The sequence below is a fragment of the Streptomyces prunicolor NBRC 13075 genome (genome assembly GCF_000367365.1).
GTDB classification, from domain to species: Bacteria; Actinomycetota; Actinomycetes; order Streptomycetales; family Streptomycetaceae; genus Streptomyces; species Streptomyces prunicolor.
On the sequence record NZ_BARF01000166.1, the window covers coordinates 1 to 12,272 of the forward strand.

The window sequence follows — 12,272 nt, forward strand, 5'->3', positions numbered from 1 at the left end:
CACTTGCCGCGAATGGTCATGGCCTCCTCGATGACGAAGCCCACTCCGATCACGCGGGCCAACACGGAGTCCTTCTGGGCACGCAGCACGTCGTCGACCTTCTCGTCGATCGTGGCGAGATAGTCGGTGATCTCGTTCATGGTCTGTTGCATCGCAACCTGCGCCATGATCCCCGCAGCACCTGCAAGAACCGCCGGGTTGGTCAGAAGCGATCGGGGCCCCTTGACGAATTCGACGAATCCCCTGGTCTGGCCTTTGGGTCCCTTCACCACGCCTGTGCTGAGACCTGTCTTCGAGCTTTCCCTCAGCCCGTACTTCTTGACCAGCGAGGCCGACTCGGGAGTCAGCTTCACCCAGCGACCGGATTCGGCCGCAATCTCCGAACCTGCCCGCGCGACTACAGCACCGGTACCGACGACGGACTTGAGTCGTTGCAGTCCGAGGTCCTTCGACGAAAGTCCTTCCGAGGTGAGGAAGCGTTCGACATCCGTGGCAGCTCCGATGACCGCCAGCCCATCACCGTCACTGATCAGCTGAATCTCGTTGTCCATCGCCCGTTCCTGATGTGGCTTGTCGCAGCTGGGGTGGTCAGGGTGTGCGCAGTGATCGCCGGGCGGGGGCCGAGGTCAAGATCGGTGCGTCGTTGGGCCGGTAGGAGCCGAGGCCTGCTGGGACGGGGGTTCCCGCAGGTCGCATCCAGATGTCCTCAACGTGCCTGACGCTACCTCGACGGCGGGCTTTGCCTGCCCTGCTTCGACCAACTTCTCCGTCTTGGCGAGCCTGCTCGGCCTCGTCACCGTCTGCCCTTTGGCCCATGGGAGTGCCTATGGGACCCCCGCTACACCTTCGTTCGTGAAGGGCTTGGCTCCCTGGACGAATGGTTGAGTCTCGTAAACCTGGCTGCAAAGTCGGCGCTGAAGTAGTCACGTTCTCACCCTCCGTGTGCCGACACGGAGCGGCCCTCAGCGGTGCGCCAACACCAATCTGAGGGCCTACACCGACTAGTGGATCAGAGGTCCACCGCGATGCTGAAGGATGCTATCCCGCCTGCCCGTTTCTTCTCCCAGACCCCGAACGAGATCATCCGGCATCCCCGCCTCAACGGGACCGCCGTGCGACTCCTCCAGTGGGCGTTGTCCCTCCCTGAGGGATCGAGGGAGACCGTGCAGTCCATCGGCGAGAAGATGCCGGAAGGCCGCCTCGCCGTTCGCAAGGCCCGGCGGCAACTGGAGGAAGAGGGTTACCTCCACACCCGGCGCAGTCAGCACCCCGAGACCGGCCAGTGGTCCACCCAAGTGCTCGTCTCCAACGTGGCGTTGACGACACCGGAGGAGATCGCCACCGCGTTCGGGACCGTACGCCCCTCTCCTGATCCGAGTCATCCGAGTGACCAGGACCCGCCGGTCGGGGCAGGGGCGGACCAGGCCGTCGGCGCATACCCCTTGAGCGAGAACACCGAGGAGAACACCCCCAACCATTCCGCGCCGCCAGGCGAGTTGGAGCGCGGCGCCGCGAACTTCCTGGCCCGCCTCGGCGACCGCACCCCCGCCCTGCGTCTCGGTGCCGGGGAGATCGAACGGCTCGTGCCCCTTGCCACCCGCTGGATGGCGAGCGGTGCGACGGAGGCCGACCTGCAGCAGGCCCTCACCGTCGACCTGCCCCACCCGGTCCGCTCCCCGGCCGCCCTCGTGTCGTACCGCCTGGAAGCCCGGACTCCGACGACAACTACCGCTCCACGCAAGCGAGTCGAGAGCCTGGCGGAGTGCGGGGAGTGCCGCGAGCCGTTGCCGCGAGGTGTGCTTACCGGTATCTGCCGCCGCTGCGCGGGGCTGGGCCCGGTACCTTCGGCATCGGCTCCAACTCCCGTGTCGCTCAACGGGATCGCCCTGGTGAGGGCCGCGTTGTCAGGGGTGTGTCATGAAGCGATCCGGCGGTCCGACAACTGGGCCAGTTCCGTGAAGAACGCGCGGTAGAGCGGCTCGTCGGTGGTCTGGATCTCGACGGTGACGAGCCCGTGTTTGGAACTCGTCGTGCTCGCGTAGATCGGTTCGTCGAGCTCCTCGATGTTGCCGAAGTGCAGCCGGGTCAAGCCGCCCTTACGCGCCTCGGCACGTACCTTCACCCAGCTCAACGGGGCCCGGTACGAGCCGATGATGCGATTGCGCCGGAACACCTCGAAGATCCCGTGATCGACCCGCAGATGGACGCGGTCATGCTCGAAGACCTTGTGGTCGCAGGCGAACGGCTCCATGCCGGTGAAGATATCCGACCCTCGACCGGCCCCGACCGACGCTCACAGGTTTCTCGCAGGCAACTCACCGAGTCCCCCGAGACAAGCTCCCTATCGTCATGCACACGCACTGACTGGAGGTGGGGAAAATGAACAGCAGTCACACCAACACCACGGAGAAGTCGGCCGGTTGGGCCAAGTCCGCCCGCGGCCCCTGGGCGGTGGTCTGCGCGGTCGCGACCGTGATCCTCGGCCCGGCCGCCGTCACGGCCTCCGCACTCGACCAGGCCAACGCGGCCCCGATGCACCACGCGGTACGGGCCGACCAGACGCAGGCCTACATCTCGACGGACTCGACCCGCCGCCGGACCGCCGCCTAGTGCTGTGACCGTATGGGTTCACCGGGCTGGGCCGAGGTCCCGCCTTTATGAGGCCTGGCGTCGGGAGAGAGCCAACCTGCGCCGTTGTCGGTCGATTTCGGTGACGACGACCGTGACCTCGTCGCCGACCTGGACCACGTCCTCCGGAGTCTCCACAGGCTCCGGGGCGAGTTCTCGAAGATGAACCAGTCCCTCAACGCTGTCGGCGACCCGGACGAAGGCGCCGAACGGGACCAACTTGGTGACCTGGCCTTGCAGCCTCTGGCCCACCGCGAGCCCTTCGACGAACGCTGCGAAAGGGTCCGGCTGCATCGCCTTCAGGGACAGTCTCGCCTCTCCGTTCCAGTCGTCGAACTGGAGGAACTCGCATGAGATGTGCTGTCCGACGTGCACGACGTCCGACATCGCTTCGACATGCCGCCACGACAGTTCGGCGACCGTGATGAACCCGACGCCGGGGAAGACCGGATGGTCAGGGCCGTCGTCCAGCGACACGAACACGCCGAACCGCTCGATTGCCGCGACCGTCCCGGAGAGAATCTCACCGCGCCGACGCGATGCCAGGAACGCCCAGAGCTCCGGGTTCTCGGTGGCGGTCATCGCCAGCCGGACCCGGCCCTCGTCCGGGTCGACGGCCGTCACTTCAGCGGTGATCCGTCGGCCGACCTCCAGGGCCGTGGCGTCGATCCAAAGCCAGGAAACGTCTGGCTGGGAGACGGTCCCCAGCGGGCGCGCGGGGAACCCGTCCAGGGTCACCGCCACCCCGTGCGACCGCGTGATCTCCGCGACCGTCCCGCTGCACAGGTCGCCGACGTGTATCCCGGCCAGGAAGTCCCGAGAAGCCTGATCGTCCGGCACTGCCCCCATGCCGCCCAGCCTCTCACGGGGAGCCGTGCGCCGACCCTGATCCAGCCGCAGTCGTCAGCGGGCGGCGACCAGTTGCTGGGTGCTGGTGACCGTGCCGTCGGCGTGCTGGGTGAGGCGGAGGACCAGGACGTGTCGGCGGTCGGCCGGCGCGGTCACATAGAGGGGGCGGCCCTTGTTCAGGCCGGGGGCCCTGAACTGCATCCGGGAGCCGAAGGCTCCGGCGGCGCTGTTGCAGCCCTTGGCCAGGGTGCGGCCGAAGGGGTCGTGGTCGTGCCGCGTGGCGTCGACGTCGTAGTCGACGAGCTTGGCGTCGGGCTTGGCGACCGTCCCGACGTTCATCGTGACCCACGCGTGGACCTGCACGTCCGAGCAGACGGTGACCGTACTGACGGCCGTCGGATCCGGGTCGAATCATGGAACGCGGGCGAACCATCGGGAACATGACCCTTCCGAGAGGTGGACCGAGCGGGCGTTGTCGCTCCATTTGAGGTCCGCGGCCCGGCAGTTGTTCTGACCTCAGTGGCATCAGGACACCGCTGTGACACGTGGGTCGACCCGTCGCTACGGGAAAGCGGAGGAATCAGAGGAAGCGGGACAGGTCCTGACCAGGGCAGGTCCTGGTCAGGACAGGTTCTAACTCCGGCCCATGCCCAGGTACTTCTCGCCCGCCGGATCGATGTCCACGCCCAGCCCGTTCAGGAGGCCGGCCAGCATCGTGTAGTAGCCGACCGTCGTGATCAGTTCGACCACCTGACGGTCGGTCAGATGCTTGCGCAGTGTTCCCAACGTCGCGTCCGTGAGCGTGTGTTGGGCCAGCAGTTCCTTCGTCGCCGTGAGCAGCGTCGACTCGACCTCGTCGAAGTCGCCCTCCTCCGGCCGGAGTTCGACGACCGCCGCCAACTGGTCGACGGTGACCCCCGCGTGGAGCGCGATCGGGCGGTGCTGGACGATCCCGTAGGCGCAGTCCGTGCGCGCTGCCACCGACACCACCACCAGCTCGCGCAACCGCACCGGCAGCGACGAACCGAGCACCGCCATCCCCAACTCGATCGCGGGACCCGTCAGTTCGGGGGCGTGCGAGAGCATGCGGAACGCGTTCAGCGGGGTGGGAAGAGCGTCGACGGCTTCGGCGGAACGCTCCGGGTACGGTATTCGAGCCACGGTGACCTCACTGGGATCCGGTCGGACGGTGGACGGGGCATCATCGCCGTACCCCGCTCACTCGTGCTCACTCCTCCTGGAACCTCTCCCGCAGCTTCGGGAACCGTTCCGCCAGCACGGCCTCGTTCTCCAGGTCGAGTCGTGCGCCCAGGGGTTCCGCGGGCGCCGGGGGGATCCCCAGGTCGGGGGCGACGGCTCCGGTGAGCTGCTCGTACGCCTCGTCCGCCGCGTACCCCAGTTCCTCACCGTCGCCGTCGATCTCCTCGTCGAAGTCGTCGATGAGGTCGGCCAGCGAGTCGGGGTCGTGCACGGCACCCTCGTACACCTCACGGCCCTGACCGATCAGCCAGCACCGGAAGTAGTCGAAGGCGTCGTCGCTCGCGCCGCCCAGCAGCACCCACGCGGCGCCCCACAGATCCCAGGTGTACGCGCGGTTGTAACGGGCCTCGAAATGCCGGGCGAAGTCCAGGACCAGCTCCGGGTCCAGCAGCAGAAGCCGGTCGACGAGCAGGTCGGCCTGCTCCTCGGGGTCGCCCTCGGCGGCCTCGCGGGTGGCGTCCACCAGCTCCCAGAACTCCGTCTCGTCCATCACGGGTCAAGCATCGGTCCTGGAGGGGTGGTGCGCACGTGGAGTGCAGCGGATTGTCACCTGGCACGGGGCAGATCGTTATGGGCGGTGGTACAGAGTGGCGAGCCGTAGCGCGTCGTCCGTGAAGCGTGCCCGCAGACTCTCCGGGGCCAGCACCTCCACGTCCGGGCCGAGTCCCGCGAGCTGGCTGTGCGCCACCTCCTCGGACTCCACCCGCAGGGTCACCGTCACCCACCCGCCGTCGGCGTCCGGCCCGCCCGCGGCCTCCAGCGCCTCGCGCGCCGCGACCGCGTCGACGGCGTACGGCAGTCTCCGCACCCCGTCCGCCGACAGCCGCACCACGACCTCAGCCCGCAGGATCGACCGCGCGAACTGCTCCGCCCGCTCCTCCCAGAACGCCGGAAGATCGAAGTCCACGTCGCGTACGAAGCGCTCGGCACCCGCCTCCACTGCCGTGAACCGGTCAATGCGGTACACCCGGTAGGAATCGAGGTGGGCGACGACCCGCGCGCACAGGTACCAGACACCCGCCTTGAGGACGAGTCCGTACGGCTCCAGTTCCCGTTCGACGTCGGAGTCCCCGCGCCGGTACCGAGCGAGCACCCTCCGGTCGTCCCACACAGCGTCCGCTACGGCGGGAAGCAGTTCGGGCGTCTTGAGCTCCGTGAACCAACCGGGCGCGTCGAGATGAAACCGCTGAGCCGCTGCCCGCGAGGCATCCGACAGGGAGGGCATCAGCGCCGCGGACACCTTCAACCGGGCCGCCGAGGCCGCGTCCTCCAACCCCATCTCGCGCAACGCCCCCGGCACCCCGCTCAGAAAGAGCGCCTCGGCCTCGCTGCGGCCCAGCCCGGTGAGTCGGGTCCGATACCCGCCGACGAGCCGATACCCTCCGGCCCGCCCCCGATCCGCGTACACCGGAACGCCCGCCTCGGACAGTGCCTGCGCGTCCCGGGTGATGGTCCGCTCCGAGACTTCCAGCTCGCGGGCCAGCTCGGCGGCGGTCATGGAGGCGCGGGACTGGAGCAGCAGCACCATTTTGATCAGGCGGGCAGCGCGCATGCCTTCATGATGAGGGATCTCGCCCCCGCCGCCCCTACCCGTCCCATCCCCGGTGGCTGCGCCCCCAGACCCCCCTTCGGCCTGAACGGCCTCGTCCTCAAACGCCGGACGGGCTGAAAGACCAAACGCCGGAGAGGCTGATTTTCAGCCTCTCCGGCGTTTGAGGAGCGGGGTCTGGGGCGGAGCCCCAGAAGGATGGGACGGGTAGGGGCGGCGGGGGCGAAAGAAGCGCCCTACAGCCCGTAGCGCTCCCGCGCCTCCTTCACCGCCGTAGCCTTCACTTCCCCGCGCCGCGCCAACTGCGCCAGCGCCGCCACGACGATCGACTCCGCGTCCACGCCGAAGTACCGCCGCGCCGCATCCCGCGTGTCCGACAGGCCGAAGCCATCCGCGCCCAGCGACGAATAGTCCTGCTCGACCCACTGCGCGATCTGGTCGGGGACCTGGCGCATGTAGTCGGAGACCGCGAGGACAGGACCCTCGGCACCCTGCAGGGCCTGCCGGACGTACGGAACTCGCTCCTCGCCCCGCAACAGCGCCGCATCCGCGTCCAGCGCATCCCGCCGCAGTTCAGTCCAGGACGTGGCCGACCACACGTCAGCCGCCACCCCCCACTCCTCCGCGAGCAACCGCTGCGCCTTCAACGCCCAGTGAATCGCCGTACCGGAGCCCAGCAGCTGAATCCGCGCCGCGTTGGCGGCCGGCGAAAGCCCGGCGGACTCCGCAGTGTTGAAGCGGTACAGGCCCTTGACGATGCCCTCGTCGATACCGAGTCCGGCCGGCTTGGCGGGCTGGGGGATCGGCTCGTTGTAGACGGTGAGGTAGTAGAAGACGTTCGAGTCCTCGCCCGGGGCCGCCTCGCCGTACATGCGGCGGATGCCGTCACGCACGATCGCCGCGACCTCGTACGCGAACGCAGGGTCGTACGACAGAGCGGCAGGGTTCGTCGCCGCGATCACCGGCGAGTGACCGTCCGCGTGCTGCAGACCCTCACCCGTCAGCGTCGTACGACCGGCCGTCGCCCCGACCAGGAAACCGCGGCCGAGCTGGTCGCCGAGCTGCCACATCTGGTCGGCCGTGCGCTGCCAGCCGAACATCGAGTAGAAGATGTAGAAGGGGATCATCGCTTCGCCGTGCGTCGCGTACGACGTCGACGCGGCGATGAAGTCCGCCATGGAGCCCGCCTCGGTGATCCCCTCGTTGAGGATCTGGCCGTTCTTGGCTTCCTTGTAGTACATGAGCTGGTCGCGGTCGACGGGCTCGTACGTCTGGCCCTTGGGGGAGTAGATCCCGAGCGACGGGAACAGCGACTCCATGCCGAACGTCCGTGCCTCGTCCGGCACGATCGGCACCCAGCGCTTCCCGGTCTCCTTGTCGCGGACCAGGTCCTTGACGAGCCGGACGAACGCCATCGTCGTCGCCACGTTCTGCGTGCCGGACCCCTTGTCGAAGGACGCGAACGCCTTCTCGGCGGGGGCGGGCAGCGGAGCGATCGCGTGTGTACGACGGGCCGGTGCGGGACCGCCCAGCGCCGCGCGGCGCTCCTGGAGGTAACGGACCTCGGGGGAGTCGGCGCCGGGGTGGCCGTAGGGCACGACCCCGTCGACGAAGTCGCTGTCCTTGACGGGGAGTTCGAGCAGGTCACGCATCTGCTTGAACTCGTCCGTCGACAGCTTCTTCATCTGGTGGTTGGCGTTCTTCGACGCGAAGCCCGCACCGAGCGTGTGGCCCTTGACCGTCTGCGCCAGGATGACCGTCGGGCCGCCCTTGTGCTCTACGGCCGCCTTGTACGCGGCGTACACCTTGCTCGCCTCGTGACCACCGCGGGAGAGGTGGAAACACTCGAGGATCTTGTCGTCGCTGAGCAGCTTCGCCAGCTCGACGAGCGCCGGGTCCTTGCCGAAGAAGTCCTCGCGGATGTAGGCGGCGCCACGTGTCTGGTACGTCTGCACCTGGGCGTCCGGTACCTCGCGCAGCCGTCGTACCAGCGCGCCCGTGGTGTCGAGCTGGAACAGCTCGTCCCAGGCGTTGCCCCACAGCGACTTGACGACGTTCCAGCCGGCGCCGCGGAACTGGGCCTCCAGCTCCTGCACGATCTTGAAGTTCGCGCGGACCGGGCCGTCGAGGCGCTGGAGGTTGCAGTTGATGACGAAGGTGAGATTGTCCAGACCCTCGCGGCTCGCCAGTGCGAGTGCGGCCGTCGACTCGGGCTCGTCCATCTCGCCGTCGCCGAGGAACGCCCAGACGTGCGACTCCGACACGTCCTTGATGCCGCGCGCGGTGAGGTACCGGTTGAAGCGGGCCTGGTAGATCGCCGACAGCGGGCCGAGGCCCATGGAGACGGTCGGGAACTCCCAGAGCCAGGGCAGGCGGCGGGGGTGCGGGTACGACGGGAGGCCGTTGCCGCCCGCCTCCTGGCGGAAGTTGTCGAGGTGCGCCTCGGTGAGGCGGCCGTCGAGGAAGGCGCGGGCGTAGATGCCGGGGGAGGCGTGGCCCTGGATGTACAGCTGGTCGCCGGAGCCGTCCGCCTCCTTGCCCTTGAAGAAGTGGTTGAAGCCGGTCTCGTACAGCCAGGCCGCGGACGCGAAGGTCGCGATGTGGCCGCCGACGCCGTGTTTCGCGCCCCGGGTCACCATCGCCGCCGCGTTCCAGCGGTTCCACGCGGTGATCCGGCGCTCCAGCGCCTCGTCGCCGGGCGCGGACGGCTCGGCGGCGGTCGGGATGGTGTTGACGTAGTCCGTCTCAAGCAGCTTGGGCAGCGCGAGGCCGTTGCCCTCCGCGCGCTCCAGCGTGCGGCGCATCAGGTACGCGGCACGGTGCGGGCCCGCAGCCTTCGTGACGGCGTCCAGGGAGGCCTGCCATTCGGCGGTCTCCTCGGGGTCGCGGTCCGGGAGCTGGTCGAGCTCGCTCGGCTGGATGGCGTAGGGGTCGGTCATAACGCCGCCTTCCTCGGTCGAAGGGGGGTTCCCTCATCGGCAAGGGGATTTCGGGGGTGCCCTTGGTCTTTGGCAGGACAGGGCGGCGGGCCCCTTGTGCTGTGACACGGTGCGGCTTCCGCCGCGTGGCCCGTCGGTGACTGTAACTCCCTGATCGATGATCGATCAAAGGTTCCCGGGCAAAATATCTTGATTACGAGAAAGTCGGCACGGGGTGCCTTTTGCCGGGGCACCGGGTGCCGTGATTTTGGCTGATTTCCGGGGAGTTTTCGCAGGTGAGCATGGCTGTGCTCGGCTGCGAACCACATCGCTTCACGGGCGCGGGGCGCAGCCCAGCACGTGCGCCTTCACCAGCTCCGCGATCCGCGGGTCCCGGCGTCGGAACGCGGCCACCAACTCCTCGTGCTCCTCCGCGTACGACTGCTGCACGGTCCCGAGCCAGCGGATCGACAGGGCGGTGAAGACCTCGATGCCGAGGCCTTCCCAGGTGTGCAGCAGCACGGAGTTGCCGGCGGCCCGGACCAGCTCACGGTGGAAGCCGACGGTGTGCCGCACCTGTCCGGTCCCGTCCGCGTCGCGGTCCGCCTCGTAGAGCGCGGCGACATGCGGTTCGAGCGCCGAGCAGTCCTCGGCCAGCTTCTCGGCCGCCAGCTCGGCCGCGATCGCCTCGAGCCCGGCCCGCACCGGGTAACTCTCCTCCAGGTCGGCCGCGGTCAGATTCCGCACCCGTACGCCCTTGTTCGGCGCGGACTCGATCAGCCGCAACGACTCCAGCTCGCGCAACGCCTCCCGCACCGGCGTCTGGCTGACCTCCAGCTCGGTCGCGATCCGCCGCTCCACGATCCGCTCGCCCGGCTTCCAGCGGCCGCTCACGATCCCCTCCACGATGTGCTCGCGGATCTGTTCGCGCAGCGAGTGGACGACGGGCGCGGTCATGAGAGCTCCTTAAGGGCGTTTGACGTTTAGACAATAAGGCCGCACACCCGCTCGGGAGGGGCGCACGGGGGCGCTTTCATGCAGGTGAGACGAGACTTACATGGGGGTGGGGTGGGGGCACCTGGAAGTGTCACGGTGGTCTGGATGGGCTGTGTGACGTGCGGCGCCGGTGGGAACGTACGGGCCGGGGGGAGGGGGGCTGACTACAGGCCGAGCTGCTGGTGCTGGTGGACCAGCGGACCTACAGGTGCTGGACGGTCGCCTCAGCCGTGATCAGTGCAGCAGTAGTACGGGCGTCTTCGTCGAGGCGCTGACGTCGGCTACGGCCATAGATCCGGGTCACCAGACATCGGCTTCTTGCGCAGCCGCCAGGAGAAGCCGCCGCCCTGCGGCTTGACGGTGGTCCGGGTGGGCGGCGTGCGGTACTTGGCGCCGACGAGGTGCAGGGCCTCCGCGTACACGCCTGGCGCGGTGAGCAACTCCGGAAGACAGTCGAGGTCCGCGCCGTACATCTCGGCAGCTGCTACGGCGATGCCGTGCGCCTTGGCGACCGAGCGGCCGTGGGCCAGGGTGCTGTAGAGCGTGCGGGAGTAGTCGAGGCAGCTCGTGTCGGTGATGGGGCCGCCGGTGCCGATGACGCAGGGCACTGTCCCTGCCAGCAGATGCGCCAACTCCCATGTCCAGCAGGCACTCAGGACGACGAGCCGTAGTCCCTCCGGCACGAACTCGGTGAGCAGTTTGCACAGGCCCTGGTCGGAGACGGGGGCCTCGCCGCCGTCGTCGGTGAGGAAGCGGAGGCCGCCGCCGGGGGTGCCTCGGGCGGAGAAGTGGAGTACTGCGGGGGTGTTTTGGAGTAGGCGGTCGGGGAGGTCTCTTGCCTGGGCCGCTTGGAGGCTTTCCAGGGTGAGGGCTTGGGCGTACCGGGCGTGTGTGATGGCGCGTTGCATTTCGCGGTACTCGGCGCTGGCGTCGGGGGTGCCGGGGATTTTGGGGGAGGTTGCTTGGACTACCAGGATTACGGAGGGGGTTGGGGGTGGGAGTGGGGTTGGGCGGGGTGAGGGTGTCATGCGGTGGTGGAGGTCAGGATGCTTTGGATGAGGGTGCCCAGGGCTTGAGCGTGTTGGGGTGAGCGGCCCATGAGGGTGGTGATTTCGGTGAGGGCGCGGTCGCGGTCGGAGGGGGTGGGGGTGGGCCAGGAGGGTGGTTCTTGTGCGGACTCGGCGAGGATTGCTGAGATCGACAGGTGGACGGTGGCGGTGAAATCATCCTGGTGGATGAAGAGTTCGAGCAGTGCGCAAGCGCTGAGCAACCTGGAGTCCGGAGTGGCCAGCAGGCCCTGGACACGTTCGTTCAGGGCGGTGCGATCTGCGATGTACCTGTAGGCGGTGGGGATTCCGTCTGCGCGGGCGAGGCGGAGAAGCGCGAAATGGATAGCGCCTTCGGCTGATCCGTTGTCGCTGGCGAGCAGCGCTGCGGCTTGGTCGTGCAGGAGATCCTTTGCGTGGACAGAGAGGTAGGCCTGAGACTCCTGCCAAGTGGGGCATTCGATCCAGATGGCCAGGAGTTCCCCGGTGACGTAGGGACGGAACGCGGCGTCAGGGGTGTCGGCCGTGGCGGCTCGGGCGATGCGGAGATGCTGCTCAGCGGCCTTGTGGGCGAGAGCGAGTTCCTCCAGGGCCAGGATCGTTTCCGGGGAGCGGAGGTCGGCCGCGTGCTCGTCCCAGAAGGTGCGGGAGTCGGCCCAAGTGGGGCATTGGATCCAGGCGATGGCGAGCTCGAATGCGGTCTCGGGGAGGTCCAGCCAGGCCGGAGCCTCTGGACCGGCTGCCGTGCGCCATGCGGTGCGGACTTGGGTGGCCGCTGTTGCGCTTGCGCGGTGGCAGTCGCGCAAGAGGCGCCGGGCTTCGAGAGCGACGGGGTCCGGGCTGGCCGGGGGTGACAGGAGCAGGTCGATGAGGGTGCGGATTCCGGCGTTTTGGTCTGCGTGCGCGAGCTGGAATTCCGCGCGCTGGGCGGCGATTTGGCGTGCGGCTGCTGGGTGAGCGGCCAGGAATTCTTCTGCCTTGGTGTACGCGGTGATGGCTTGCTGGGGAGGAGCGATGCGGGCGAGG

The 12,272-nt window shown here is 68.3% G+C and carries 11 protein-coding genes and 2 pseudogenes; 2 read left to right on the plus strand and 11 right to left on the minus strand.

Translation table 11 applies throughout. The annotated features are described in order from the left end of the window. A pseudogene (locus SPR02S_RS54110) lies at nucleotides 1-551 on the minus strand (hypothetical protein); the annotation flags it as partial. Between the two features lie 474 nt (nucleotides 552-1,025). Here SPR02S_RS54110 and SPR02S_RS58650 point away from each other — a divergent pair. Then, the gene (locus SPR02S_RS58650; RefSeq protein ID WP_019065392.1) at nucleotides 1,026-1,973 is read left to right on the plus strand and encodes a hypothetical protein; all 948 of its coding nucleotides are present in this window, start codon (nucleotides 1,026-1,028) and stop codon (nucleotides 1,971-1,973) included. Here the strand turns inward: SPR02S_RS58650 and SPR02S_RS54120 are convergent. Continuing rightward, nucleotides 1,916-2,251 carry a hypothetical protein gene (locus SPR02S_RS54120; protein ID WP_019065393.1) on the minus strand — a complete coding sequence of 112 codons (336 nt, stop codon included), beginning with the start codon at nucleotides 2,249-2,251 and terminating at the stop codon, nucleotides 1,916-1,918. The two genes, SPR02S_RS58650 and SPR02S_RS54120, sit on opposite strands and share 58 nt — an antisense overlap. Nucleotides 2,252-2,379: 128 nt before the next feature. Here SPR02S_RS54120 and SPR02S_RS54125 point away from each other — a divergent pair, with 128 nt between their 5' ends. Further along, nucleotides 2,380-2,610 (plus strand): hypothetical protein, encoded by a 231-nt coding sequence (locus tag SPR02S_RS54125; protein ID WP_019065394.1) that lies wholly within the window; start codon nucleotides 2,380-2,382, stop codon nucleotides 2,608-2,610. A 45-nt stretch (nucleotides 2,611-2,655) separates the two neighbouring features. Here SPR02S_RS54125 and SPR02S_RS54130 read toward each other — a convergent pair whose 3' ends face one another. The 9 genes and pseudogenes from SPR02S_RS54130 to SPR02S_RS54170 form a co-directional block, all read right to left on the minus strand. Continuing rightward, a complete protein-coding gene (locus SPR02S_RS54130) occupies nucleotides 2,656-3,477 on the minus strand; it encodes a S1 RNA-binding domain-containing protein (RefSeq protein ID WP_019065395.1) in 822 nt (273 codons plus the stop codon). Between the two features lie 54 nt (nucleotides 3,478-3,531). Next, nucleotides 3,532-3,840, minus strand: coding sequence for a hypothetical protein (locus SPR02S_RS54135; protein ID WP_019065396.1), 309 nt, complete (start codon nucleotides 3,838-3,840; stop codon nucleotides 3,532-3,534). Between the two features lie 270 nt (nucleotides 3,841-4,110). Further along, nucleotides 4,111-4,638: a carboxymuconolactone decarboxylase family protein gene (locus tag SPR02S_RS54140; protein WP_019065397.1), complete on the minus strand. Its 528-nt coding sequence runs from the start codon at nucleotides 4,636-4,638 to the stop codon at nucleotides 4,111-4,113. Nucleotides 4,639-4,705: 67 nt separating this feature from the next. Continuing rightward, nucleotides 4,706-5,227: a DUF4240 domain-containing protein gene (locus SPR02S_RS54145; RefSeq protein WP_019065398.1), complete on the minus strand. Its 522-nt coding sequence runs from the start codon at nucleotides 5,225-5,227 to the stop codon at nucleotides 4,706-4,708. A 78-nt stretch (nucleotides 5,228-5,305) separates the two neighbouring features. Then, on the minus strand, nucleotides 5,306-6,289 hold the full coding sequence (locus SPR02S_RS54150; protein WP_026151747.1) for a helix-turn-helix transcriptional regulator: 984 nt from the start codon (nucleotides 6,287-6,289) through the stop codon (nucleotides 5,306-5,308). 233 nt (nucleotides 6,290-6,522) lie between these two features. Then, nucleotides 6,523-9,225: a pyruvate dehydrogenase (acetyl-transferring), homodimeric type gene (aceE, locus tag SPR02S_RS54155; RefSeq protein WP_019065400.1), complete on the minus strand. Its 2,703-nt coding sequence runs from the start codon at nucleotides 9,223-9,225 to the stop codon at nucleotides 6,523-6,525. A gap of 312 nt (nucleotides 9,226-9,537) precedes the next feature. Then, nucleotides 9,538-10,161 (minus strand): GntR family transcriptional regulator, encoded by a 624-nt coding sequence (locus SPR02S_RS54160; protein ID WP_019065401.1) that lies wholly within the window; start codon nucleotides 10,159-10,161, stop codon nucleotides 9,538-9,540. 320 nt (nucleotides 10,162-10,481) lie between these two features. Then, nucleotides 10,482-11,228: a CHAT domain-containing protein gene (locus tag SPR02S_RS54165; protein WP_052347231.1), complete on the minus strand. Its 747-nt coding sequence runs from the start codon at nucleotides 11,226-11,228 to the stop codon at nucleotides 10,482-10,484. Further along, nucleotides 11,225-12,272: pseudogene (locus tag SPR02S_RS54170) on the minus strand (hypothetical protein); the annotation flags it as partial. The gene SPR02S_RS54165 and the pseudogene SPR02S_RS54170, both read right to left, overlap by 4 nt.